Consider the following 24541-nt stretch of genomic DNA (forward strand, 5'->3'; position numbering starts at 1 on the left):
AATCGGGCCTTATCCGATTGTGGAGCTGGCGAGAACTGCGGCCATGACGCTTGCAAGTACGGCACTTGAGATCACTGCAACAAGCGCGACACCCGCGCCAAACTCCACACTTTCGAATCGCCGTACCGGTAGAGAATGCGCGATCTCTTCTGCGGTCCATCCGTAATCGTCGGGTTCCCGCTCAAAAAAGCGCCATGCTGCGGCGAGGAGAACGACAACCACGAAGGCGAAGAAGAACCAGCCATAGACGACATGGTCAAACCCTTCGGCAAATTCGATGCCATAGATTTGAGCGATGTAGATCGTCCCCCAAGCGCGCACTCCATTGGCGAGGATCGGGACGATTGCGGATGCTGCGAGGAAGAGCGCTCGCTTTGACCAACTTTCAAATCGGGTGAAGCAGACGAGCACCGCTAGTGTCACCATTGCTATTAGGAAGCGAACACCTGAGCATGCTTCCGCCACCACAAAAAGGCCGACGGGGGTGTCAATGTAAATCCCATCAATGCTCGCATCGATGCCAGAAAGCTCTGTCAGCCAGATCGAGATTTCCGCTGTGATCATTTGCAAGGGGCCGATGATCTCATCGCCAAACGGGACAAGGAATGCCGCGAAGCAAAGCGGAAGAAAAAGCAGTACCGCAGCGCGCAGACCTAGAATTGTGAGGACCGTCGCCTGGATTGCGCCAACAGCCCCTGCATGCGCGAGTAAGTTGATACCTGTCGCTCGCCCGCCAAGCCAAAGGCCAAGAGCCAGCAAAAGCAGTCCCAACCCGGGCGCAAAGCTTCGGGGCGAAATCGTGGCGAGATCATCGATCTTGAGAGCAACCAGCCACGCGATGATCAGCGGCACTAAGAGGATGTGGGAATAGGTGTCGATGTTCCACCATTGGTGCAACATCTCGCCCCATTCGCGAGCGGTCACAAGGATCAGCACTACCACCGCGGCCGTGATGCTGAGGATCGGCATACGCCAAGCCTCCGGCAAGGCATCAAGCAGGCCGCCCCGCTGCATCTGAGATGTTTTTTGATCAGGCGGCATCGCGCACGGCTCCGCCAGGAGCAACAAGATCATCAAGCGGTGCAAGAGCGGCTTTCCAGTCGTGGTTTTCCATCACGAATGCGCGTGCCGACTTGCCCATCTTCTGGAGCTTTTGTCCATCCGCCCAATGCTCCTTGAACAAGGCGACCATTGCCGACGCGTCAGGTTCACAGACCAGCCAATTTTCGCCGTTCACCGCACCAATTCCCGTCGCCGCTTGAGGTGATAGAAGCACAGGCTTTTCCATGGCCATCGCTTCGAGCACCTTGTTTTGCACTCCTCGTGCGATCAGGAGCGGCGCAAGGACACAGTCGGCGCCGGCCAAGAAAGGACGCACATCCGGTACTTCGCTCCAAATACGCACTCCGTCGGTCCGGGCATGCTGCATCAGGGTGGGCGTTGGATTGCGACCCACGATGTGCAATTGCGCATCGGGCTGAGAGGCTCGCAGCGCGGGCCAGAAATTATTGATCGCCCAAAGGACGGCTTGCTCGTTGGGGCGATAATCCATCTGGCCAGTAAAGACGAAATGAGGGCCGGGAGCGTTTGCTAATTCTTCCAGCGGCGCGACCTTTTTCGGATCGAAGAAAGCAGCATCAATCCCGTTGCCGATCACCTGGATATGCGTTTTCGCTGCATCCAAAAGGCGCGAGGCGAATAATGCCGCTTCGGCATCGCTAATCAGGATTGTCGCATCTGCACGCACGGCGAGCCGCTCTTCCTCGCGTGCCAGAAGGCGACCTTCGCGCCCGTTGAGCCAAACGCGCTCTCCGGCTTCTGCGTAGTTTTCGAATTTCGCGCTATCGACATCGCAAAGATCGACAATGACCCTGCCCTCAAAATCATCCGGGACGTATTGACCCATTTGCCCGGAGAAAATGACCACGGTACTGATTGGCTGGTCTCGTAGTGTGTGATTGACCCAGCTTTGCAAACGCGCACTGTGAAAGGCGGTAAGACTGATGGGCTTTCCGGTCATCAACGCTTCCAAGCCAGCAAGCTGCAATGGTTTTTTGCGATCCACGGCACAGTGCGATGCCGCAACAGCATCAAGCTCTCCAATCGCGCCGCGATCTTGTTCGCTGTCGGCAAAGCATCCCACATGCACGCGGCCCAATTGGGCCAGTCGTTTCAGCAGATGGTGCGCACGGATCTTGTCCCCCCGATTTGGGGGAAATGGCACTCGATGCGCGAGAAAGAGGATATCGCCCATTTTCCTTGCGCCCCTATGCGAGGCCCCGTGCGATCCACGGTCCTATCGTGTTGGCGATTGGCAATGGAAGCTTTTTCCAAAGCCCGATTTTGCCGCTGTAGGCAGCATCGGTGGGGTCGATATTGCGCGGCGCATGTCCAGGAGCGTGCCACGCGCTATAGGTCAAAGGAGCAGGCTCAAAACCCCAATTCTTCTTGAAATTGTAGGGACCACTGCCTGTTTTCGAGCGGCCAAAGTCGAACCGTTCCATCCCGCGTGAGCGCCCGTGGCGCATTAGCTCATAATACATCCTCTCATTCGCGCGCGCATCACGGGCGGCCATGGTGCCCCCGCCCCAGAATGGCATGACCGCCACATCGTGATAGAACGAAAGGACGCTCGCGATAGGCTTGCCATCTTTCACGACGGTCAGAATGTCGCTCGTATCGGGGAATGCCTCTATCATTGCTGCGAAAAGCGATCTGGGAAAAACCGGCGTTCCGAGATTGCGCACGCTTTCGCTAAACATCGCAAAGTGTGCCGCAAGGTCATCCCGTCCCGTGCCGATGCGGATCTCGAGATCATTCTTGAGGCCCTTGCGAACCTCTGCGCGTGCTTTTCGCGGAATGGCGAGCAGCTCTGCTTCGTCGTCCGCTGCCAATGGCCGCTCGAAACCGCAATGTTTGTCATCCCAGCTTTGCCACGTGGCGGGTATTGTCCCTCCGCGAAGCTCTATGGTCGTGAAGCTGTTTGCTTCGGCGAATGTTTCTGCCGTGTGCGCAAGGATGTTGATGGCGCGATGATCAGTTGCGCAAATTCCACCACCAACACCAAAACCGCTGGAGATGAAGGCTTTTCCAAACAGCGCGGACTTAGCTTCGGTGATCGGCAGCCAACCGACAATCACGCCGTTTGTCTCTGCCAAAAACCCTGCAGCGCGCTGACCGGTACCGGCCTCAACAGCGCGCAACCACTGCGGACGGTGGAATAGGCTTGCGCCTTGCTCTTTGACGAAATCCTCGATCCGGCGCGCGGTCTTTGCGTCATTGAGATCGACCGGCGTTACCTGGAGTTGTATGTTCGAAGAGGCTTTGAGAGGCGCATTCACGCAGCAAGCTCCTTCATCGGAGCGGTCACATCGAAAGGCTGCGCTCTAAGCGCTTCGCGGCGCGCAACGTCATCGCATCGGCCCCAGCGGAACTCATCCGCCAGTCGGCTTAGTTTGCCCGCCATCGCCTTCAGATTTGTGTAATGACGAAGTTTTGAGCGGAGAGGTGCATTGGCAACGCGCGGTTGGTCCGGGTCCACTTCCCACGGGTGGAAATAGAACATGGCCGGACGCGCCTCAACGCTGTTCACTTGCCGGATTGCCCAGCGCGAGAAGGCATATGGCAGGACACGGAAAAAGCCTCCGCCACCCGCTGCCACCCGGCGATTGCCAAGCATTGCAGTGGTCACAGGTACTTCGACCAACTGCGAGCCCGGGACTGGATTGAAAGCAAAGCGCGGCGCTTCGGACCAGCCATAGTGATCGTGGACTATGGGTGCGACGCTGGAGGAATAGGCATATCCCTGCTCTGCCAACACTTCGAATGCCCAAGGATTACGTTTGTCTATCGAGAAACTTGGCGCTCGGTAACCTGTAACCCGCCGGCCGCTCGCATCCTCGATCAGTTGGCGAGCTTTCAGGATGTCCTCGCTAAATCGTTTTCTATCAAGATTGAATACGCGCGCGTGATCATAGCCGTGGCTGGCAAGTTCGTGGCCCCTGTCAGCAATCCGACGGATCATGACCGGGTGCCGCTCTGCCATCCAACCGAGCGTGAAGAACGTGGATTTGATCCCGGCTTCGTCAAACAGATCAAGGATACGATCAACATTGCTTTCTACGCGGCACGAAATGCTGTCCCAGTCGTCGCGGGAGATTACATTTTCGAATGCGCCGACCTGAAACCAGTCTTCAACATCGACAGACATACCGTTGACGATAGGCTCGATGCCCTCGCCTGCAGAATGATCCACCGATGATGTGCCGTGCATGGTCAGGCAGCCTCACGCTCGCTATCGTCTTCGAGCCATTCAATGAGCATTGTGAGAACATGCCGCAAGCTGCGCTCTTGTTCGTCGAGACGCTTTTCAATTCGCTCGATTGCTGCAGTAAGATCAGGATCGGTTGACGCAGTGGCGCCGGATTTGGCTTGCAGCGCCGCAACAGCCTGTTCCAGCTTCGCCGTGCGGGCATCACGTTCAGCCAGCAGAGCAGCAACTTCCGCTGCTGGAACATCGCCCGCAGACACCGGAACGTCCTCCGCCGTTTTGGGAAGAGACATTTCACCAGTGAGTTCTATCGCAGGCTCGGGCGGCTCAAGCCCGCCTTCGACATCGCCTGACATTTCCTCCAGCACACCTTCGAGCATGCTGGCGGTCAGCCTGTCTTCGGTCTCAATCGCTCCGAGCAGTAGCAAGCGGTTCATCACCATGTTTACGCGCCGCGGAATACCGTCGGTTGCCGTGAACAGCGCTGGAAGCAATCCTTCGTCCAAAGCCGGACGACCGGCCCATCCAACCCGCTTCATCCGGTGTGTCACATAGCTTTCGAGTTCGTCTTCATCGAGCGCTTCGAGGTGATGCGATGCGATGATGCGTTGGCGCAATTGATCAAGGCAGGGGTGGTGCGCGAGTGTCCTTCGAAATTCAGGCTGGCCCAACAGCAAACTTTGCATCAGCGGGTGCGCGCCAAGTTGAAAGTTGGAGAGCATCCGCAGCTCTTCCAGCGCTTCCAGATTGAGGTTCTGGCACTCATCCACGATTAGCAAACAGCGACGTCCTGCGCGCGCCTCGTCCTGAAGCATTCGTTCAAGAGCGCCCAGAGCGCCCGCTTTGTCGTGGCCCGCCACTTCCAGACCGAAGGCCTGCGCGACCACGTGAATGATTTCTTCGCCATCCAACGCGCTAGTGACGACCTGCGCGACGTTCAGAGAATTGCGATCAATCCGCTCCATCAAATGCGCAACAAGCGTCGACTTACCCGCGCCAACTTCGCCTGTAATGACAATGAAACCCTCGGCCTGGTTCAAGCCATAGCCAAGGTAGGACATCGCCTTTTTGTGCGTGGCGCTTTCGAAATAGAATTGGGGATCGGGCGTCAGCTGAAACGGACGACCACTGAATCCATAATATTGATCATACATGGCTGCTTGTGTCCCTTAGCTCTAAAAGTCGTAGCGCAAACCGAGAAGCGCGGATGCAAAGAGGAAATCGTCAGGCGAAAACTCGCTGTCGATATAGTCTAAAGCAAGCGCGCCGCGTGCGGAAAGCTTTGTGGTGAGAAACCTCGTGTAACCAACAGAAGCGCCCGCCGCATTGACGTCACCGCTGTTTGTGCCGCTTTCAAAACGATTGAAATAGGCGTTAGCCGTCAACTGGGCCGTACTGCCGAGCAGGCGATTGACTGATGCGAGCGCATAATAGCTTTCGTCAGTGACACCATCCAGCGACTCCAGAACCGTTCCCGGCGCGCCGATGAATTCGCGGTTGTCATATCCCAAGGCAAGGCCCGCATTCCAGCGGCCAATCTGGCGCTGATAACTGGCATTGACGCCGCGACCTCTGAATGCTGCTGAGCGGATCGAACCGATTGCTCCAACCGTACCTGGGCCGCCTGCACCCGTCACCAAACCGCCGAAATTGCCGGTAACCGGATTGCGAATAGCGCTGAAATCGTTCGAAAGGTTGGCAAGGCCATTGTTCAACCCGCCGCCAAAACCGCTTACACCGTCATAGACGTTCACACTCAATGAACTGCGAGCATCGGGCGAGTAAGTGAAGTTGCCGTAATAGGTGGTCGAATCGTATCGCTGACCGACGCTTGCAGCGAGCGATGTTCGCGAACTGGGCCGCCACAACACGCCAACATCCCAGAGCAAACCATCAACGTCGAATGCAATGATCCTCGGGCTATTCTCATCTGTGACGAACCGACCCGTGTTATCGACGACCGGATCGCCATTCACATCGCGCAATGCATCTCGGCTGGATACTTCGACATCCTCGTATCCAATGCCGCCCGTTATCGCCAGGCTGGGTGTTACCGGAACGGTGACATTCGCGCGTGCAAAGACATCGCGCACGCGCTGATCAAGGTTGGAGATGTCTTCCTGAAACGCGCCAACGGCAATGCCGACACCGACGGGCAAAAATTCGCCCGGGCGAGTGGAACCGCTGATCTGGCTGTTGATCGTGGTGCTGTCTTCGAAAAGGTCGATGGGATTGCCATCGGCATCGAAAACCGCACTGTCGCTTTCAAAGCGGTTATATCCGACCCGCGTTGCGCCCGAGACATCGATAATGCCAAACTGGCGATTGAGGCTCGGTCCAGCAAAGATGCTGTAGATCTGGCTGGTCGCATCATCTTCGCGGGCCAGCGGATTTACGGAAAAGCCGCCGCCGCCATCAAGTCGCGTCGTACTGGCAAGCGCGCCCACATCGAACTGAACCGAGGGATCAAGCGCGACATACCCGCGCGCAATGCCTGTGATCCGATCCGTATCAACCTGATCATCGCCATAGCTGATATTGCGTTCGTAGCGGACCGAAAGAGAGCCGCCGCTGTTTCGTCCCTGCGCGTTTAGATCAACGCCAGCCGCGATCTGGGTGAATGTCAGAACATCATCGCCGGGCGAAAGCTCAGCGGTAAGCACCTGGCTCACTTCGATGTAAGGCTGCACCGTCACGCCGCGTCGCTGGTCTTGTTGCGCCTGGCCCTGAGACTGAGCGTAAGCGGGTCCTGACAACCCCATAGCAAAGCCAATTGCGCCAAGCGCGATTCCCACACGGCGGAGCAAAGCGAGGCGCAAAGCCTTTGTGTCCAGCACGATCTGCATCGTCAGCCTTCCTTCTCGCCGTAATCGCCAAAACGGCGACCAGAAGGGCTGAATTGCGCCGCGTTCAGAAGCAGCTTGATATCGTGGCATGCAGACAGCAATTGCCGTGCGTCTTCCAACGCGGCACGCCCCGTTTCGCCAGCACGCACGATCAAAACGGTTTGTCCCACATGCGCAGCAAGTTCCGCTGCCGTCGATGCGGCCAAGGCTGGCGGCGTGTCGAAAATGACAAAGCGGTTGGGAGCGCCGGCAGTCAGCCGGTCGAAAGCTTCGGCGGTGCGCGAGCTGGAAAGCAATTCTGAATCGCCTGCGCTGCCCGTGCCTGCCGGCAGCACAAACAAACCCTCAATATCAGTTTTGCGTACGAGGGTTTCGACTTTGATTGATGGATCGGCAATGGCATCCATCAGGCCCAGCCCATCGCTTTCTTCCTCGGTGATGCCCAGGCGATCAATAATGGATGGATGCATCATATCGGCATCCACCAGCACAACTTCAACATCACGTTCCGCCGCCAACGCAATCGCGAGATTGACTGCGCAATACGTCTTGCCCTCGCCCGGATGCGGAGAGGAAATGAGGATGCGACGTGATCGTTTGTCTTGCCCTGCGCGCGCATCTGCAATGATCTCGCGCTTCACGATGCGAAACTCTTCAAGGAGTTCTGTGACGGGGTCTTCCGGGACGATCAGCCCTTCGCTGCGCAACCACGCGCGATCGACGACACACTGAGAGCCAGAAAGCGCGACGGCATACTCAGTCTCAGCAACAGGCTCTAACGCCTTTTGTGAATCCGCCCGGTCCGAAGAAGCGGGGGCAGCTGTCGCCACCGGACGCTTACCGTCCGGCAGATCGCTAGGCACCTTTACCGCATCCACCTTATCAAAGCCGAATTGCGTGTTCGCTCGCTCAAGCAAGGATGGCTTTTTGTTGCCCGATTTCTCGATTTTGCTGTGTTCGCTCATGCCCTGATCCTCAAGCCACCGATGCAACCGAGATCATTTCGATCACGAGCAGGATCAGAAAAACACCGACAAGCCCCGCGCATGCTCCTGCAAATTGCTTGAGCCGCCGCTTTTCAAGGGCCTGGTCGATGGTCGAACGGTTCAGCGAGATTGAGCCAATGACTGGCAAATCCAGCGCGCGCTCCAGCTTTTGCGGTGTCGCAAAGCCAGATCGCAGTTGCCCCATGCCCCAGGCTGCCCCTGCTCCAGCAGCTGCGCCGATGAACAGGATACCGAGCAGTAAGAGAGGCCGATTGGGCGCAATTGGCTTTTGCGGAACGACCGGCGGGTCAGTCACCGTGAAGCGAAACTGGCTCGTTTGATCTTCCACATCGCCGCGCGTGCGAAGGTCTTCGCGATCTTGCAGCAGATCTTCGTAGTTTTTGCGCAGCACTTCGTAATCGCGGCTGATCCGATTGGCCTCTGCAGCGACAGCAGGCTCTGACGCCTGGCTCGCCATCAGGGATGCGATCTGCGACTGTACGGCGGCACGGCGTGCTTGCGCGGATTCCACAGCGGCCTGCCTATCGGCGCGAATAGCAATCAGAGAGCTGTACGCAGGATTGGTAGTTCCACCCGCGTTTCCGTCAGACGCGGCCACTTGACGCTGAAGCAGTTCTATTTGTCTCGTAGCAGCCGCGATGTCCGGGTGGCTGTCTTTCAGTCCGCGTGCTCGTAGAGTTGCCAATTGGGTTTGCGCCTGCGCCAAAGCCGCCTCAGGGCCGCTTGCATTGGGCCCACCGACGATTGTGCGGGGTGTAGTGCTAATCTGGCCGTTGATCGCTCCCAAAGCGCTTTGAGCGGCCGCAAGGTCAGCTTCGATTTCGCGCAATTCGGTGCGGGCTTGCTGGATTTTGGTAGAGAGCGTTTCTGAGCCGCCTACCAATTCGGGATACTGCGCTTCGAATGCCAAACGACGTTCTTCAGCAGCTTCGAGCTCAACCTTGCGTTCTTCCAATTGCTCGTTGAGTTCAGCGACGCCTTGGCTGATCCCGGCGCGGTTGCCGACGATGTGCTCTTCGCGGAAAATGTCGAGCAGTTTCTGCACCACATTGCGCGCCACCAACGCGTTTTCAGCATCGCTCAAATTGCCTTCGCCAATAGTCGCGACGATCGAAAACAGGCTGTCCTGCTCGCTACGCACTTCAACATCGGGGCGCAGATCCTCAATCGCGGCCTGCATTTCCTTGTCGGATGTGATTTCCTTGCCAAGCTCGGTCGAGGAGATGACTTTGCGCAGGTTTACGGCGCTCACCAGGGTTTGGCGGACGCGTTGAATTTCTTCCTGGCCATCGTTCGATATGCCCATCTGTTCGGACAGGACGTCATCGACATCGACGTAAATGCTGGCTTTCGCCTCATAGGAATTTGGTATCAGCGCAATCACCAGCCACCCAAGCAGGCACACGCCCCACGCGACCGCCAGCGCTAGCCAGCGGCGCTGCCAGATAGAATGGAGTGCTGCGCGCAGTTCTTCGATGATCTCGCCCATCAGCCTTACGCGCCCTTAGAAGCGGCTCTCGGGGATGATGATCGTGTCGCCCGGCTTCAGCAGCACATTTGCCGTGCTGTCACCGCGTTTGAGCAAGTCAGAAAGGCGCAGGCGGTATTCTTCCTGGCTGCCCGTTTCACGGTTCAGGCGGATGAGCTTTGCACGGTTGCCCGCTGCAAATTCGCTGAGACCACCCACAGCAATCATTGCGTCGAGCACGGTCATGTTTGCTTGATAGGGCAGAGATGCGGGCTGTTCAGTTGAACCCACCACTTTCACTCTCTGATCGTAAGTGCCTTCCGGTGTGTTTACGATGACAGAGACAATCGGTTGCTCAATATACTCCGCAAGCTGTTCCGCGATGTAAGTTTGAAGCTCTGTCGCAGTCTTTCCCACTGCCGGAATATCGCGAACCAGCGGAATGGTGAGACGGCCATCAGGACGGACGCGGACATTCTCGGCACTCAGCTCAGGATTGCGCCAAACGTGGATCGTGATTTCATCGAGAGCACCGATCCGATACTCTTCACTCGGCTCAATTGCATCGGTCGTGTAGGTCGCCGGCGGCAATTCAGGACCTGTCGGGACGCAAGCAGCCAGTGACAGACTGACAAAAGCAGCGCCCATAAGACGCTGAATTGTTTGGTTTATGAGCATCGATACGTATCCTTAGCATGCCGCCAGTGACTTGAATGTTTCATGCAGGAGCGACCCGCTGCACCCAACCCACCAAATCTCGCTTGGTTTAATGGCCGAAATTGGTGAACATCCAGTTAGTGATATGGCCCTAATGCGTGCTTATCCCGGAATGGGACAGCGCAACAAGCAAGCTTAACACGACTTAACGCGTTCAGCCGTCACACTAGCATTTCTGCGGCGGGTCCATGACCCAAAAACGCCGCAGGACTGGCACTTGCGCCGTATGCGCCCGCGCAAAACACTGCCACCAAATCGCCCACATCGGCGGCTGGAACATGCGCTTTGTCAGCTAACCGATCAAGCGGCGTGCAAAGACATCCAACAATGTTAACCACTTCAGCAGGCTCTGCGGAAAAGTGGGAGGCGATGGCTACCGGGTAGTTGCGACGTACGACGGTGCCAAAATTGCCCGATGCGGCCAACTGGTGGTGAAGCCCGCCATCGGTCACCAGATAGGTGACGCCGTGGCTGACCTTCCGATCGACCACGCGGCATAGGTAGACCCCTGCCTCGCCAGCGATATAGCGGCCCAGTTCGAGACACAGCTCTGTGTCCTTTAACGCATCGGGAAGGTCCGCGACTTGTTCTGCCAGCGCTTCACCAATGACTTTCAATTCGAGCGGTTCATCACCCGGGAAGTAAGGTATGCCGAACCCGCCTCCCATATTCAGCTTGGTAAGCCTTTCCCCAATATCATCAGAAATTTGTGCCGCTAACTTCAGAACATTTGTCTGCGCATCAATGATCGCCTCTTCGCTCAGCGCCTGACTGCCGGTAAAGATATGCAGGCCGCGCCATTCCGCTCCTTCCTCGACAATCTGACGGGCCAATGCCGGAACATGTTCGGCGTCGATCCCAAACGGCTTGGCTCCCCCGCCCATTTTCATGCCCGATCCCTTGAGCTCAAAATCAGGATTGACGCGCAGAGCCATGCGAGGCGTTTTGCCCAGACGCTGCCCAATGGCGAGCGTGCGGTTTGCCTCACCTTCGGATTCGCAATTCAGCGTCGCGCCTGCGGCAATCGCGGCTTCCAGTTCCTCATCCCGCTTGCCCGGACCCGCAAAACTGACCCGGGCAGGATCAATCCCCAGGCTTTGAGTGAGCCGCAATTCTCCCGCAGAGGCAATGTCGAACCCATCCACTAGCGGCTCTAAATGCTCGACAACTTCTGCCAATGGGTTGGCCTTAATCGCGTAATTGATCCCGATCCTGTCAGGGATGTGATTTCGCAGGTGTGCGATACGTCCGCTCAGCAAATCGCGCGAATAGACGAACGAGGGCGTTCGCCCCGCCTCAGCGACCAGATCACTCGCTTTGCGCCCGCCGATTGCCAATTCGCCATCGATCGCGTCATATCCTTTTGGGATGGCCCCAACCGGCTTCATGACGTCAACCCCTCGCTCAATTCGCGTAGCAAGGCTGTCCGGTCGATTTTTCCGTTTGGATTGAGCGGCAGAGATTCGCGCCAATGTATCACCTTTGGATGCATGAAATTGGGCAACTCCTGTCCAAGTGACTTGCGAAAGGCTTCGCGCTCTGCCTCGTCGGCTTGCCCCCGCAACACCAGATGCACAGCATGGCCAAGCGCCGCATCCGGCAAACCCAGCGCCACAGCTTCCTGCACAAGGTCACTCGCAATAGCGACTTCTTCGATTTCCTGCGGGCTGATGCGATTGCCCGCACTTTTGATCATCGCATCGCGGCGACCGATAAAGTGAAGCAGGTCATTCTCATCGCGCACTACCCTGTCACCAGACCAAACCGCTGTGCCACCATAGCGCGAGGTTTCAGGCGCTGGCCGAAAGCGTTTCGCGGTGCGCTCAGGATCCTGCCAATACCCCTGAGCGACCAGGGGGCCGCAATGGACAAGCTCGCCTTCCTCGCCATGCTCTGCGATATTGCCGTTATCATCAATCACCAGAATCTCGGCAAAAGGAATGGCCTTACCCATTGATGTTGGATGTTTTTCGACAAGCTCTGGCTCGAGATAGGTCGATCGGAATGCCTCTGTCAGTCCGTACATCGGATACAAATCGGCATCCGGAAAGATCGTTGTCAGATCACTCACCAATTCGCGCGTCAATGCCCCACCGCTATTCGTCATACGGCGCATCTGCGCGGTTGCCTCTGACGGCCACTCGATCTCGGTCAATTGCACCCACAGTGGCGGGACGGCGGCAAGTGTCGTGACGCCGTGCTTTGCGCATGCCTTGACCACATCGCGTGCAAACAGAAAATCGAGCGGAGCGACGCTCCCGCCTGCATACCAGGTCGAAAGCAATTGGTTCTGCCCGTAGTCGAACGAAAACGGCAACACACCCAATGTCACATCATCCTCGGTAAGCTTGAGGTAATGCGCAACGCTCACGGCGCCTAACCACAGGTTAGCATGACTGAGCATGACGCCCTTTGGTCGTCCGGTGGAACCGCTGGTATATAGGATCGCCACCAGATCGTCCGGATCAGCATATGAGGCCTCAATCGTTGCTTCCGATGCGCTTGCCTCTTCGAGCGCTGCCTGCTCCTCGATTGCCGCACATCCCGAAGGCACATCGCCATCTTCAAGCGATTTCAATCGTGCCGACGTCGCCATCAGTAGAACCGCCCCGCTATCGCGCAGAATATGACCGGCCTGCGCGCGTTTGAGGAGCGGATTGATCGGAACATGCACCAACCCCGCCCGCGCCGCTGCGAGGGGAAGGAGCGCTGTGAGCTCTCCCTTTGCTGCCCAACTGGCGATCCGGCTTCCGCATTCGGGCACTTTGTGCTGGAGCCATGCGGCAAGCTGGGCCACACGCAGCCTTAACGCTTCGTGGGTAAGCACCTTGTCGCGTAGGACCAAAGCAGGCCGCGTCTCATCCCCTCGCTCCCTCGCCAGTTCGGCAAGGTGATCGAGCGGGCGAGGAACGGTCGACTTAATTTCTGAATGGTTTGACATTGATGCTTGGCAAAGGATTGAGCGCGTTGTGATCAAAGCCAGCTATCACGATAGCGTCAAGGATGTGCAAGCCAAGTTTGATGCGCTTGGCTCTTTGGAAAGCGTTGCCAGTGCTCCATTTGACCGGGTCCAATGGTATGAATTGCTCGAACAGACAGGCCTACAACCGCTCTACGCCTGTGCGGAGGGTGGTGACGCGTTTGCCATGCTGGCGCTCACGCAAAAAAGCGGTCGTATCGCTTCCTTGCGAAATTGGTACAACTTCACCTGGAGGCCAATTGCGACGAGCGAAGAGGCTACAGGCGCTCTGATTGGTCAGATTGCTACGGAACTAAAAACCCGCGCTCACAGGATCACGCTTGAGCCTGTGCCTCAAGAGGACGGGACTGCCGAAATGCTCGCCCTGGCTTTTGCCGGCGCAGGATGGCGTGTTGAAGTCTCACAATGCGACGTCAATCATGTGATCAATCTGCACAGCAAGACCTTTTCCGAATACTGGGCTGAGCGCCCTGGACCCTTACGCACCACTCTCAAACGCAAGGGCAGGCAGGTCACCACGCGCATCATAAAGAGCTTTGATGCCGAGCTGTGGGATCAATATGAGCAAATTTACGCATCAAGCTGGAAGCCCGAAGAGGACCACCCAGACATGCTCCGCGCCTTCGCTCAGGCGGAGGCACGAGAGGGTCGATTGCGGCTCGGATTGGCTTTTCACGAAGGCCAGCCAATTGCCGCCCAGTTTTGGACAGTCGATAATGGCTGCGCTTACATTCACAAGCTAGCCCATCTCGAAGAACATCAAAATTTGTCAGCCGGGACAGTACTTTCAGCCGCGCTGTTTGAGCATGTTATCGACAATGATGGAGTTTCGACGATAGATTTTGGCACGGGACACCAAAGCTATAAGGCCGATTGGATGGGAGAAACGCGCCCGCGCTATCGGATCGACTGTCTCAACAGGAAGCGCCCTGCCGCATGGATCGATCTCGCGATACTCGCATTTGGCCGGTTGAGGGACGCAGATGTCCCAAAACTTGCGCCGCGCCCGACCGCTGGTTAAAGGCGCGCCACATTTTTGAGCAGCGTTCAAAGCGCAATATTGTGCTAGACGAACAATCAACGCCGCGAGAGGGGATCATCAGCCCATGTGCACTCAGCCCGCTCAGACCGAAGAGCACGATGTTTCGACGCAAGAGGAAAACCTCTCCGAAACGGATACGGCACTCAAATCGATCATCGCAGATGTGTTGGGCCTTGAAGCCGCAACGGTAAATGAATTCACGCCTGAGACGGGGCTCTTTGGACACTTGCCAGAACTTGATTCTATGGCGGTTGCTGGCCTCCTCACGGAAATGGAAGACAGACTGGGCTTCATCATTGAAGACGACGATGTCGATGGCGAAATGCTGGAGACTTATGGCGGGCTTCTCGAATTTGCGCATACGAAACGGGTCGAGGCCTGAGCCGATACGGTGATTGCGACCTGGCCCTGTCCACTCGCTGACGGCGCTGTTTCGGAAGAGTTGCTCGTAACCATCGGGGAAGGCGATGCAGCGAGCCTACTAATCATTCCTCCTCTTTTTGCTGAGCAAAATCTCATGCGAAGGCAGCTGGTGCTGATTATGCGCCATCTCGCAGATGCCGGGATTACATCTCATCTGCCTGATCTGCCGGGCTGGAACGAGAGCCTTCTTCCAAGTTCGGAACAGAGCCTTGCGACTTGGCGCGTAGCCATGTCAGAGGCCGCCAGGCATCTGGACGCAACCCATGTGCTTGCGGTCCGTAGCGGTGCCTTGCTTGTGCCCAGCGGCCTTAAGGGATGGCTTTACGCGCCGCAATCAGGGGACAAGCTGATCCGCACAATGATACGCGCACAAGGCATCGCAGACCGAGAAGCTGGGAAAGCCGAAGCGAGCGACCAAATGATGGACAAAGGCCGGATCGAAGGCCTTCAGTTAGTCGGCTGGGATGTTAGCTCTGAGCTATTCCGTGATCTGCAGAGTGCGGATTTTCCGGGCGGCGATCTGTTGACCGTGATTTCTCAGGAAGAAGCTGGCGGTTCCGGGCTGTGGCTACGCGCCGAGCCGGGAGAGGACTTGAAGCAGGCACAACAGATTGCGAGCCTCATCGCGAATTCCATCCCAAGCTCCAGTAGCGAGGACGCATGACACGGCTCGCGCTCGATTTTGGTTGTGGGAGCCTCAAATGCGCTGGCAGCCTCGACACTGCCCCCGGCACCACGGGCCTGCTCATCGTGAGCGGAGGCAATGAAATCAGATCGGGCGCATTTTCAGGACAGGCAAAGCTCGCTGCCAAAGTCGCAAAGGCAGGCTTTCCCGTTTTCCGCTTCGATCGCAGGGGTGTAGGCGACAGCGAAGGCGAGAACCGCGGATTCCGCTCAAGCGAAGGCGATATCAAAGCAGCCAGCCATGCATTCAGGGCAATCGCTCCGCAGGTTGAACGCGTATTCGCCTTTGGCAATTGCGATGCAGCCTCTGCCCTAATGCTGATGTCCGGCCAAGGGTTTGATGGGCTCATACTCTCCAATCCTTGGATCCTGGATGAGGATGCTGGCGACAATGACGATGCGATGCCGCCTCCCTCCGCCATCCGTGCGCGATATTCAGAAAAGCTCAAAAATCCTTCCGAGATCGGGCGATTGCTGCGCGGGGGCGTTGATCTTAAGAAGCTTGCGCGCGGCCTTGTGAAATCAGTCGGAAACACACCGCCTTCCTCGACACTGGGAGGGGAGATGCGCGATGGATTGGCGGAGTTTGAAGGTGCGGTGCGCATCCTGCTTGCAGGTGCAGATCGGACGGCCCAAGCGTTTGAGGATAGCTGGGACGCGGGCGATCCAAGATTTGCTCATCATCAGATCACGAAATGCGATGGCGCTGGCCACGCCTACGTAGCGCCGCCTCATCAGGACTGGCTGTTGCGCCAAGTGCTTGCCGCGCTGCGCAGCTAATTCCGCTCAAACAGGCTTACAAGCTCAACGTGGGTCGACCAGCGGAACTGGCCCACAGGGCGCAGCTTTGACAATCTAAAGCCGGCCTCAGCCATAACAGACCCGTCACGCGCCCAGCTTGAAGGGTTGCAGCTGACATAAACCACCTTCTCGCAATCGCTTGCCGCCATCTCCTGTACCTGCGATCTTGCGCCCGCCCTGGGCGGATCGAGAAGGACCGCGTCGAAATTGTTGAGCTCGGCCGACTGAAGGGGATTGCGAAACAAGTCGCGGTGGATCGGATAGACGTTGCCGCGCGCTCGTGCCGCCACTGATTTTAGCGCAAGGTGTGCGGAGCGATCAGCCTCGGCAGCGAGGAACTTGCGCCCCTCCCGAACGTTCAGCGCAAAGGTACCTAGCCCCGAAAAAAGATCCGCGACCTTCTTTGCATCGCCCAGAAACTCTTGTGCATCGGCGATCATGCGGTCCTCCGCATCCTCCGTCGCCTGAAGGAATGAGCCTGAAGGAAACGGCACAGGAATGCCGCCAAGAGTGACCGTTACTGGCTCAGGCTCCCATTGTGTTTCCGGGCCATAGCCCTGATCAATCGTCACGCGCGCCAATCCACGTTCGCGCGCAAAATCTGACATGGCTTCAATCGCTTCGAGCCCTTCCAGCGGGAAATGGGTGAAGCCAACATCAACACCGGTGTCGCAAACGGTCATTTGCACATCGACAGCGCCTTTTGGTCCATATCGAGCGATCAACGATCGGACCGGATCAATCAGATCAGCGAGACTTGGATGCAAAACCGGGCATTCGCGGCAATCGACGATTTTATGCGATCCGCTTTCACGAAAGCCGATGATGGCACTTTTTTGTGTTCGGATCGCGTGGAGTGTCGTCCTGCGGCGCGCTTTGGGAGGAGAGAGGTGAACGGGTAGTTCCTCATCGATTTCGAGCCCCTGCCCCAATGCCGCATTCACCACTCTATCGCGTACAAACGCCGCAAGGGCCGCGTTATCAGCATGTTGCAGCTGACATCCGCCACAAGTTCCGAAATGCTGGCATGGAGGCTCTTGGTGGCGAGGTCCTCGATCGATTATCACTCCGCTCGCATCGATTACATCGCCCGGCAAGGTGCCGGCTGCATGGCGGCCGCTTTCGGTCACTCCATCGCCTTTGGCAGCGATGCGGACAATGGTTTCGTATTCGCTCACAGGCAGACACTGGCAGCATCGCTCACGGCATGAGCGAGATCGGATGCGGTGAAGAATGCCCCGCAGCGGCGCGCCGCTTCGCCGTGCAGCCAAACTGCTTCGCAAGCTGCTGCAAAGGGATCGGCGCCGCCCGCCATCCGGCTCGCGGCGATGCCAGAAAGCACATCGCCGCTGCCTGCAACAGATAGCCAGCTGGTGGAAGGCGGTGTGATGGCAATATCGCCTTGTGGAGAGGCGATAATCGTATCAGGCCCTTTTGCGCAAACGATCATCCCGCTGACTTTCGCCAATGCCACCGCACGTTCCTTGCGAACCTCAGCAATCACTGAAAATGATCGGCACAGCGCGTCAAGCTCGCCATCATGGGGCGTGGCGAGCACCACGCAGTCTTGTGAAAGCATTTCTGGACGAAGAAGAACGAGCGCATCGCCATCCAGCACGACCGGCTTTTGCTGGGACATGACAGCGTTAAGTCGCTGAGAGGCTTTCTCACTGCGACCAAGGCCAGGGCCCACTAGCACCGCCTTGATACGGTCATCTGCCAGAGTTTCGCTCAGGGGCCCTCTTTCGATCACAAGAGCGGGCTCGCCATCGACACTTTCAACCTCGGTGAGGAGCTTTACATAGCCAGCGCCGCTGCGCTGCGCCGCTTCTGAAGCGAGAAGCCCTGCTCCCGGCATCTCTCCGCCAACCACGGCAAGAAGGCCCCTTGTGTACTTGTGCGCATCGGCCTTGGGAGCATGGAGCTTCGGCTTGGCGATAAGCTGAGCCGCCCCTTCGACCGCCTCAATACCAATAGGAACAAGCCGCTTCGTGCCCATCTGCGCGCGAGCCGGTAGCGACCAGTGCGCGAATTTCCAGGCACCCAACGAGATTGTGGCAGTGTAGGTCGGCAGCCGATCGTTGAGGAGCGCGCCGCTGTCGCTATCCACTCCCGATGGTAAGTCGATCGCGATTCGAATAGTGTGACGCCCCGCCAGATCACGCAGTAGCAAAGCGTGTTCAGGTTCTAGCGGGCGCGCAAGTCCGGTGCCGAAAAGGCAATCAACCAAGACCTCACCGCGGACTTCTCCGCCCGACGTTTCAACCGCCGTGTCCCAGAGTTTACGGGCTGTCTTCGCGGCATCCGTCTTGGGCTCCATCGGCGCGACAATCTGGACTGCATTACCAGCATCTCGCAGCCGACGCGCGATCACATAACCATCGCCGCCATTGTTGCCCGGACCGCAAAGAACCGTCACAGAGCGTCCACCAGCAATCCGCCGCACCCATTCCGCAGCGCCGCCTGCCGCGATCTCCATCAAGTCAGATACGCTCATCCCTGCATCGAAGAGCGCTTGCTCTGCATCGCGCATCTGGCTTGCGGAAAGGACTTGTCGTTCGCTCACCTTACCGCCCTCATGGCGCCGGATCGGATTGCCGGATAAGCTGGCTGGGCACGCGATAGCGATCAGAACCAATCATGAAATCGGTAATATCGTCCGTGCTTTGATCGCTGATGCGAAGGCTGTCCGCACCATCGGCAACGCCCAGTTCCTGCGTTTTGAGATCAAAAGCTATCCGGCGAAAACCGCCATCAGGATGGTGAATAAGGAAGATATCGGCACCTCCGCTAGCAACCTTTTCGATTGAGCAAACCTCTGACATCTCGACGCCTTCGCCGATAGCGCATGAGACGCGCTCACCTTCAGCCTCCGAGCTTTGTTCGAGCGCGCTGCATCCGGTGAACGCTGCAACGCTCAGACAAAGCGCAACTCTAAATGTCGGCGAAGACATGCGTTTCCTTCTTGGCGCCGGGATGAGTGAGCGCGCCGAAACGCGCTTTTCCGACATTCTGCGAATACCGCCACAAGGCTCCCGACTGATAGTCATTGGTGCGCGGCTGCCATTTTACTTTCCGATCGACCAGCGTGGCCGCATCGACTTCAAGATCGATAGTGCCAGCCTCTGCATCGATGCTGATCGTGTCGCCATCTTCAACGAGAGCAATCGGGCCTCCATCGGCAGCCTCTGGACCCACATGGCCGATGCAAAAACCGCGTGTTGCGCCAGAGAACCGGCCGTCAGTGATAAGCGCAACTTTCTCACCCATACCCTGCCCGTAGAGCGCAGCCGTCGTCGCGAGCATTTCGCGCATGCCGGGGCCACCCTTTGGTCCTTCGTAGCGGATTATGATGACGCTGCCTTCAGCGATATCGCGCTTCTCAACCGCTGCGAAAGCATCCTCTTCGCATTCGAAAACGCGCGCTGTGCCGGTGAATTGCAGCCGCTCCATACCCGCAACCTTCACAATCGCGCCATCGGGAGCGAGCGAGCCTTTAAGCCCCACCACGCCGCCCGTGGGCGTGATCGGCGCTTTCACGTCATAAAAGACCTTCTGATCGGGGTTCCAGGTGATTTCCTCGATGTTTTCGCCGAGTGTCTTGCCCGTCACTGTCATCGGCGATGGATCGAGGAAACCGCCATCCAGCAGCGTCTTCATTCCCATGTAGACACCGCCAGCCTCGTGCATGTCCTTAGCGACGTATTTGCCGCCCGGCTTAAGATCAGCGATGTAGGGCGTCGATTTGAAGATTTCGGCGACGTCGAACAGGTCGAAATCAATGCCGCATTCGCTCGCCATGGCAGGCAGGTGAAGCGCTGCATTGGTCGAACCGCCGGTTGCGGCGACCACGCGCGCTGCGTTCTCGAACGCGGTTTTGGTGCAGATATCCCGCGGACGCAGATTGATCTTCAAAAGCTCCATGACCTGCTTGCCTGCAGCGCGCGCAATTTCTTCACGCGATTTGTAAGGAGCAGGCGACATATTGCTGTTTGGAAGAGACAATCCGATAGCCTCACCAACACATGCCATGGTGTTGGCCGTAAACTGCCCGCCGCATGCACCGTGTCCAGGACAGGCGACTTTCTCAAGCTCGATCAATTCCTGCAAAGGACAGTTTCCCGCAGCGTGCTGTCCGACCGCCTCGAACACGTCGACAACAGTGACATCCTCACCCTTGTAGACGCCGGGAAGGATCGACCCGCCATAAACGAAGATACTCGGCACGTTGAGCCGCAGCATGGCCATCATCATGCCGGGCAAGCTCTTGTCGCATCCCGCAAAGCCTACCAACGCATCGTAGCAATGCCCGCGCACCGAAAGCTCGACACTGTCCGCTATCACCTCGCGGCTAATTAACGAGCTCTTCATGCCTTGATGGCCCATCGCGATGCCGTCGGTTACCGTGATCGTGTTGAACCGACGCGGCGTGCCACCGCCAGCGATCACACCCTCGCGGCAGATATCGGCCTGCGGATCGAGCGTGGTGTTGCAAGGTGCGCTGTCATTGCCAGCACTCGCCACCGCGACGAACGGCTTTGTAATATCCTCTTCCGTCATCCCCATCGCGTAGTAATAGGAGCGATGCGGCGCGCGCTCAGGACCGACCGAGACGTGACGACTTGGCAATTTGGACTTGTCGAACGACATTTTGTTTCCTGCTGCTTCGAATTTGCGAAACGGCAGTGCCTTTAGTCGAGCGCGAGCGCAACCCTTCCGCATACATCGGCCAGCATTGTCGCCCAGCGCGCCTGATCTGCACGAGTGGCGATCAAGTCCTGTCTGATCTCAATGGCGCAATAATATCGCCCGTGCGCTTCGGCATGGCGATTCATTGTCGCGTTCAGTTCTTTGCCTGAATACGGTTCGTTGTCGCCGACCGTCAGCCCCTGTTCGCCAAACAACCGAATAGCATGGAGCGCGGCGCGATCATCCTCGTTGTACAGAAGGCTCACCTCCCATGGCCGCTCTTCATCGCTGGTTGCCATCTCGGGCGTAAAGCTATGAAGCGAGATAATCAGCTCAGGCTTTGCTGCATCGAGCCATTTCGCCAGCGCATCATGATAAGGCCGATAGAACCGCTCGAGCCGCGCTTCAACGTCGGCTCCGATATTCCCTGGAATGAGATGCCCGTCGCTTTCGGTTGGAACAACGGCCGGATGATCTTCTTCACGGTGAAGATCGACCACAAGTCTGCTGACTTGCGCAATATGAGCTGGAATTCCATGCCGGCGAGCCAATCTGGCAGCAATTCCGCCAACGCCGATATCCAGCGCGACATGCGTTTCAAGAAGGCTTGAAGGTATACCCAACGGAATATCGTCAGGCACAAAATTCGACGCATGATCACTAACGCATACAAGCCCGCCAGTCTTCATTTCGCCGATCTGTTTGAATGGTTGTCCGTCAATCATGTGCGGCCCCTAGCGCAGTTTACCCGCCAATTTCCACCATTGCGGATGCTCTGTCTCAATGTGAGAGGCGGCGGCGTCACGGTCTTCGATGCTGTCAAATAGGGCGAAACACGTAGCCCCCGAACCTGACATACGAGTGAGCCACACTTTTGTTTCGCCCAGCACCGCAAGAACCTCTGGTATGGCAGGGCATAGGGTGAATGCGGGCGGTTCAAGGTCATTGCGGCCATTTTCAGCGATTTGGCGCGCTGTGCCGGTGGGCAACGCACCGCGATCGGTTTGATCCCATGCCTTGAATACAGGGCCGGTAGAAAGCGGCACGCGCGGATTGACAAGCAGGACCGGCGTTCCAGCCAAATCGTTTTCAACTGGTTCAAGCTCTGTGCCTGTCCCCCGACCGATGACCATTTCCGAGCGCACGCAGGAAGGAACATCCGCGCCGAGTTTTGCCGCGCGCTTCTGCCAATCATCGGGGAGGCCATGGGATTGCTCGACCAGCCTGAACACCGCCCCCGCATCAGCGGAACCGCCTCCGAGCCCTGCAGCGACGGGGAGGTTCTTTTCAAGCGTGATGTCGAGCCCTTGCGAGCGAGGGAGAACGGCGAGCGCCTTGGCGACCAGATTGTCGAACGGCTTCTCGATCCCAGATGCGAACTCGCCGGTGGTCGTGACCCGGTCCTGATCCGCAACACGCGCGATAAGCACATCGCCTGCGTCAACGAATGCAAAAAGCGTTTCCAGCTCATGATAGCCATCGTGCCGACGAGAGCGGACATGCAACGCGAGATTGATCTTGGCGTAGGCGGTTTCGTTTAGCAAAACTACTCTTCAGCTGTAGAAAGTGATTTGGCCTCATCACTCAGGCCACGGAGCGTTTCTTGCCCTTGCTCATTCAGCGGCCAATCGACTTGGCAAGCCTTCTCACGGATGATTTCCAGCTCCGGATCATCAAAGGGCTGAGTGATGAAGCCGCCCCATTCCAGTTTTGTCATGCGGCCATCAATCACATCAAGAAGTGCCTGAGCGACTTCATCAGGAGTGCGCTTTACGGAGACTAGAGTAATCGAACCAGCGCTCGCGAAGATCGCGAGCACCGTTCCGATGCGCGAGAATATAGCTTTGAGCAAACCTACAAGCACTGATCGTCGAGACTATTGCCTACATATTCGGATAGTTAGGCCCGCCACCGCCTTCCGGCGTCACCCAGTTGATGTTCTGGTTCGGGTCTTTGATGTCGCAAGTCTTGCAGTGGACGCAGTTTTGCGAGTTTATCTGGAATTTGGGCTCTTTGCCCTCTTCTTCGATCCACTCATAGACGCCCGCCGGGCAATAGCGCGATGATGGGCCGCCGTAGACCTCGAACTCGCTTTCCTTCTGCAGATCCCAGTCCTCCACCTGCAAGTGGACCGGCTGGTCTTCGGCGTGATTGGTGAAGGAATAGGCGACATTGGTCAGGCGATCGAAGCTGATTTCGCCGTCGGGCTTGGGATAGTCGATTTTCGGATAAAGGTCCGCGCGGCCTGTCGCCTTGTAATCGGCATGGTGCTTCATGGTGATCGGCAGACCGATCTTGAGCGTGCGCATCCACATATCGATGCCAGCAAGCGCCGCGCCGATATCCTCGCCGTACTTGGCAACCGCGGGCTCTGCGTTTTTGACCAGTTTCAGCTCATCCGCGATCCAGCTCGAACGGACAGACGGTTCATAGCCTTGCAATTCAGGCTGGCTCTCGTGGTTTTCGATCTCGGCTGCGATAGCCTCGGCACACAGCATGCCGCTCTTCATCGCGGTGTGGCTGCCTTTGATGCGCGGTACGTTTACAAATCCTGCCGCACACCCGATCAGAGCGCCGCCCGGGAATGCGAGTTTCGGCACAGACTGCCAGCCGCCCTCATTGATGGCACGTGCGCCATAGGCAACGCGGGTGCCGCCTTCGAGGTATTCGCGGATTTCGGGGTGCTGCTTCCAACGCTGGAATTCCTGATAGGGCGAAACCCAGGGGTTCTTGTAGTCAAGCGCCGTGACAAAGCCGATGGCAACCTGATTGTTCGCCTGGTGATAGAAGAAACCGCCGCCCCAAGTGCCGCTTTCGCTCAGCGGCCAGCCTTGTGTGTGAATCACGCGGCCGGGCTTATGCTTCTTGGGGTCGATATCCCACAGCTCTTTGATGCCAAGACCATAGACCTGCGGCTCGCAATTGGCCTCAAGATCGTACTTGGCTTTCATTTGCTTGGTGAGTGAGCCACGTGCGCCTTCAGCAAACAGGGTGTACTTGGCCTCTATCTCCATGCCGGGTTGGTAGTCAGGCTTTTTGCTGCCATCTTCAGCGATGCCCATGTCCTGCGTGATGACACCGCGCACCGCGCCATTGTCATCAAACATCACTTCGGATGCGGGAAAGCCGGGAAAGACCATCACGCCCAGCTCTTCAGCCTGCTCACCCAGCCAGCGCGTCATATTGCCGAGAGATCCGGTGTAGCAGCCGTGATTGCTCATCAGCGGCGGCATGAAAAGGTGCGGGATCGATGTCTTGCCATTCTTTGAAAGCACCCAGTGCCAGTTATCGGTGACGGGCGTTTCCGCCATCGGGCAGTCTTTTTCACGCCATTCGGGGATCAACTCATCCAAAGCCTTGGGATCGACCACCGCGCCTGACAGGATATGCGCGCCAATCTCTGATCCTTTTTCAAGCACCACCACTTCCAGCTCTTCATTGAGCTGCTTCAATCGGATTGCGCACGAAAGGCCGGATGGCCCGCCGCCAACAATCACAACATCACATGGCATGGATTCGCGTTCGGTCATGGTATTCAATCGTCCCAGTTGATCATCAAAACGGCAGATTTCTGCTGCTTTCGCATTATCACTTGCTTACTGCGAAACGCGCAG

General features: G+C 57.3%; 23 protein-coding genes. 4 read left to right on the plus strand and 19 right to left on the minus strand.

Annotated elements, in window-relative coordinates; genetic code table 11:
- Positions 1-9: 9 nt before the first annotated feature.
- The 11 genes from xrtA to AUC45_RS02875 form a co-directional block, all read right to left on the minus strand.
- A complete protein-coding gene (gene xrtA / locus AUC45_RS02825; protein ID WP_067598985.1) occupies positions 10-1041 on the minus strand; it encodes an exosortase A in 1032 nt (343 codons plus the stop codon).
- Positions 1031-2254: a TIGR03087 family PEP-CTERM/XrtA system glycosyltransferase gene (locus AUC45_RS02830; protein WP_067597815.1), complete on the minus strand. Its 1224-nt coding sequence runs from the start codon at positions 2252-2254 to the stop codon at positions 1031-1033. The genes xrtA and AUC45_RS02830 overlap by 11 nt, the downstream gene beginning before the upstream one ends.
- A gap of 13 nt (positions 2255-2267) precedes the next feature.
- Positions 2268-3341: a FemAB family XrtA/PEP-CTERM system-associated protein gene (locus AUC45_RS02835; protein WP_067597818.1), complete on the minus strand. Its 1074-nt coding sequence runs from the start codon at positions 3339-3341 to the stop codon at positions 2268-2270.
- Positions 3338-4273 carry an XrtA system polysaccharide deacetylase gene (locus AUC45_RS02840; protein ID WP_067597821.1) on the minus strand — a complete coding sequence of 312 codons (936 nt, stop codon included), beginning with the start codon at positions 4271-4273 and terminating at the stop codon, positions 3338-3340. Before AUC45_RS02840 ends, AUC45_RS02835 begins: the two co-directional genes overlap by 4 nt.
- A 2-nt stretch (positions 4274-4275) precedes the next feature.
- The gene (locus AUC45_RS02845; RefSeq protein WP_067597824.1) at positions 4276-5424 is read right to left on the minus strand and encodes an XrtA/PEP-CTERM system-associated ATPase; all 1149 of its coding nucleotides are present in this window, start codon (positions 5422-5424) and stop codon (positions 4276-4278) included.
- Between the two features lie 21 nt (positions 5425-5445).
- Complete coding sequence (locus AUC45_RS02850) at positions 5446-7116, minus strand: hypothetical protein (protein WP_067597827.1); 1671 nt, start codon at positions 7114-7116, stop codon at positions 5446-5448.
- Positions 7117-7118: 2 nt separating this feature from the next.
- Positions 7119-8081: an AAA family ATPase gene (locus AUC45_RS02855; RefSeq protein WP_067598988.1), complete on the minus strand. Its 963-nt coding sequence runs from the start codon at positions 8079-8081 to the stop codon at positions 7119-7121.
- A 10-nt stretch (positions 8082-8091) separates the two neighbouring features.
- Positions 8092-9612, minus strand: coding sequence for an XrtA system polysaccharide chain length determinant (locus tag AUC45_RS02860; RefSeq protein ID WP_067597830.1), 1521 nt, complete (start codon positions 9610-9612; stop codon positions 8092-8094).
- A 15-nt stretch (positions 9613-9627) separates the two neighbouring features.
- Positions 9628-10269, minus strand: a complete 642-nt coding sequence (locus AUC45_RS02865; protein WP_067597832.1) for an XrtA/PEP-CTERM system exopolysaccharide export protein — start codon at positions 10267-10269, stop codon at positions 9628-9630.
- A 200-nt stretch (positions 10270-10469) separates the two neighbouring features.
- Positions 10470-11696, minus strand: coding sequence for a pyridoxal-dependent decarboxylase, exosortase A system-associated (locus tag AUC45_RS02870; protein WP_067597835.1), 1227 nt, complete (start codon positions 11694-11696; stop codon positions 10470-10472).
- On the minus strand, positions 11693-13249 hold the full coding sequence (locus AUC45_RS02875) for an acyl-CoA ligase (AMP-forming), exosortase A system-associated (RefSeq protein ID WP_067597837.1): 1557 nt from the start codon (positions 13247-13249) through the stop codon (positions 11693-11695). Before AUC45_RS02875 ends, AUC45_RS02870 begins: the two co-directional genes overlap by 4 nt.
- Before the next feature lie 28 nt (positions 13250-13277).
- Between AUC45_RS02875 and AUC45_RS02880 the strand changes: the two genes are divergently transcribed.
- The 4 genes from AUC45_RS02880 (at position 13278) to AUC45_RS02895 (ending at position 16217) form a co-directional block, all read left to right on the plus strand.
- Positions 13278-14309 carry a GNAT family N-acetyltransferase gene (locus tag AUC45_RS02880; RefSeq protein WP_067597840.1) on the plus strand — a complete coding sequence of 344 codons (1032 nt, stop codon included), beginning with the start codon at positions 13278-13280 and terminating at the stop codon, positions 14307-14309.
- A gap of 85 nt (positions 14310-14394) precedes the next feature.
- Positions 14395-14712, plus strand: a complete 318-nt coding sequence (locus AUC45_RS02885) for an acyl carrier protein (RefSeq protein ID WP_082700927.1) — start codon at positions 14395-14397, stop codon at positions 14710-14712.
- 159 nt (positions 14713-14871) lie between these two features.
- Positions 14872-15417, plus strand: a complete 546-nt coding sequence (locus tag AUC45_RS02890; protein WP_233998508.1) for a hypothetical protein — start codon at positions 14872-14874, stop codon at positions 15415-15417.
- Positions 15414-16217 (plus strand): hydrolase 1, exosortase A system-associated, encoded by an 804-nt coding sequence (locus tag AUC45_RS02895; RefSeq protein WP_067597846.1) that lies wholly within the window; start codon positions 15414-15416, stop codon positions 16215-16217. Before AUC45_RS02890 ends, AUC45_RS02895 begins: the two co-directional genes overlap by 4 nt.
- Here the strand turns inward: AUC45_RS02895 and AUC45_RS02900 are convergent.
- From AUC45_RS02900 to AUC45_RS02935, 8 genes are read right to left on the minus strand one after another with little or no spacing between them, the layout of a single operon-like run.
- Positions 16214-17416: a class I SAM-dependent RNA methyltransferase gene (locus AUC45_RS02900; protein ID WP_067597849.1), complete on the minus strand. Its 1203-nt coding sequence runs from the start codon at positions 17414-17416 to the stop codon at positions 16214-16216. The two genes, AUC45_RS02895 and AUC45_RS02900, sit on opposite strands and share 4 nt — an antisense overlap.
- Positions 17413-18804, minus strand: a complete 1392-nt coding sequence (locus AUC45_RS02905; protein ID WP_082700928.1) for an NAD(P)H-hydrate dehydratase — start codon at positions 18802-18804, stop codon at positions 17413-17415. The genes AUC45_RS02900 and AUC45_RS02905 overlap by 4 nt, the downstream gene beginning before the upstream one ends.
- Positions 18805-18814: 10 nt before the next feature.
- Positions 18815-19192 (minus strand): hypothetical protein, encoded by a 378-nt coding sequence (locus AUC45_RS02910; RefSeq protein WP_067597855.1) that lies wholly within the window; start codon positions 19190-19192, stop codon positions 18815-18817.
- On the minus strand, positions 19173-20888 hold the full coding sequence (gene ilvD, locus AUC45_RS02915) for a dihydroxy-acid dehydratase (RefSeq protein WP_067598993.1): 1716 nt from the start codon (positions 20886-20888) through the stop codon (positions 19173-19175). The genes AUC45_RS02910 and ilvD overlap by 20 nt, the downstream gene beginning before the upstream one ends.
- A 41-nt stretch (positions 20889-20929) precedes the next feature.
- Positions 20930-21652 (minus strand): N-formylglutamate amidohydrolase, encoded by a 723-nt coding sequence (locus AUC45_RS02920; RefSeq protein WP_067597858.1) that lies wholly within the window; start codon positions 21650-21652, stop codon positions 20930-20932.
- Between the two features lie 9 nt (positions 21653-21661).
- The gene (locus tag AUC45_RS02925) at positions 21662-22471 is read right to left on the minus strand and encodes a 4-(cytidine 5'-diphospho)-2-C-methyl-D-erythritol kinase (RefSeq protein WP_067597861.1); all 810 of its coding nucleotides are present in this window, start codon (positions 22469-22471) and stop codon (positions 21662-21664) included.
- Between the two features lie 2 nt (positions 22472-22473).
- Positions 22474-22779, minus strand: coding sequence for a hypothetical protein (locus tag AUC45_RS02930; RefSeq protein WP_156423719.1), 306 nt, complete (start codon positions 22777-22779; stop codon positions 22474-22476).
- 31 nt (positions 22780-22810) lie between these two features.
- Positions 22811-24457, minus strand: a complete 1647-nt coding sequence (locus tag AUC45_RS02935; protein WP_067597867.1) for an electron transfer flavoprotein-ubiquinone oxidoreductase — start codon at positions 24455-24457, stop codon at positions 22811-22813.
- Positions 24458-24541 lie beyond the last annotated feature (84 nt).

Source organism: Erythrobacter sp. YT30 (assembly GCF_001542875.1).
In the GTDB taxonomy this organism is placed as follows: domain Bacteria; phylum Pseudomonadota; class Alphaproteobacteria; order Sphingomonadales; family Sphingomonadaceae; genus Erythrobacter.

What these genes read in the sequence shown, in the direction of transcription:
- xrtA (WP_067598985.1), bottom strand. Translation starts at nt 1,041, where the DNA reads ATGCCGCCTGATCAAAAAACATCTCAGATGCAGCGGGGCGGCCTGCTT.
- AUC45_RS02830 (WP_067597815.1), bottom strand. Translation starts at nt 2,254, where the DNA reads ATGGGCGATATCCTCTTTCTCGCGCATCGAGTGCCATTTCCCCCAAAT.
- AUC45_RS02840 (WP_067597821.1), bottom strand. Translation starts at nt 4,273, where the DNA reads ATGCACGGCACATCATCGGTGGATCATTCTGCAGGCGAGGGCATCGAG.
- AUC45_RS02845 (WP_067597824.1), bottom strand. Translation starts at nt 5,424, where the DNA reads ATGTATGATCAATATTATGGATTCAGTGGTCGTCCGTTTCAGCTGACG.
- AUC45_RS02850 (WP_067597827.1), bottom strand. Translation starts at nt 7,116, where the DNA reads ATGCAGATCGTGCTGGACACAAAGGCTTTGCGCCTCGCTTTGCTCCGC.
- AUC45_RS02855 (WP_067598988.1), bottom strand. Translation starts at nt 8,081, where the DNA reads ATGAGCGAACACAGCAAAATCGAGAAATCGGGCAACAAAAAGCCATCC.
- AUC45_RS02860 (WP_067597830.1), bottom strand. Translation starts at nt 9,612, where the DNA reads ATGGGCGAGATCATCGAAGAACTGCGCGCAGCACTCCATTCTATCTGG.
- AUC45_RS02865 (WP_067597832.1), bottom strand. Translation starts at nt 10,269, where the DNA reads ATGCTCATAAACCAAACAATTCAGCGTCTTATGGGCGCTGCTTTTGTC.
- AUC45_RS02870 (WP_067597835.1), bottom strand. Translation starts at nt 11,696, where the DNA reads ATGAAGCCGGTTGGGGCCATCCCAAAAGGATATGACGCGATCGATGGC.
- AUC45_RS02875 (WP_067597837.1), bottom strand. Translation starts at nt 13,249, where the DNA reads ATGTCAAACCATTCAGAAATTAAGTCGACCGTTCCTCGCCCGCTCGAT.
- AUC45_RS02885 (WP_082700927.1), top strand. Translation starts at nt 14,395, where the DNA reads ATGTGCACTCAGCCCGCTCAGACCGAAGAGCACGATGTTTCGACGCAA.
- AUC45_RS02890 (WP_233998508.1), top strand. Translation starts at nt 14,872, where the DNA reads ATGCGCCATCTCGCAGATGCCGGGATTACATCTCATCTGCCTGATCTG.
- AUC45_RS02895 (WP_067597846.1), top strand. Translation starts at nt 15,414, where the DNA reads ATGACACGGCTCGCGCTCGATTTTGGTTGTGGGAGCCTCAAATGCGCT.
- AUC45_RS02910 (WP_067597855.1), bottom strand. Translation starts at nt 19,192, where the DNA reads ATGTCTTCGCCGACATTTAGAGTTGCGCTTTGTCTGAGCGTTGCAGCG.
- ilvD (WP_067598993.1), bottom strand. Translation starts at nt 20,888, where the DNA reads ATGTCGTTCGACAAGTCCAAATTGCCAAGTCGTCACGTCTCGGTCGGT.
- AUC45_RS02920 (WP_067597858.1), bottom strand. Translation starts at nt 21,652, where the DNA reads ATGATTGACGGACAACCATTCAAACAGATCGGCGAAATGAAGACTGGC.
- AUC45_RS02935 (WP_067597867.1), bottom strand. Translation starts at nt 24,457, where the DNA reads ATGACCGAACGCGAATCCATGCCATGTGATGTTGTGATTGTTGGCGGC.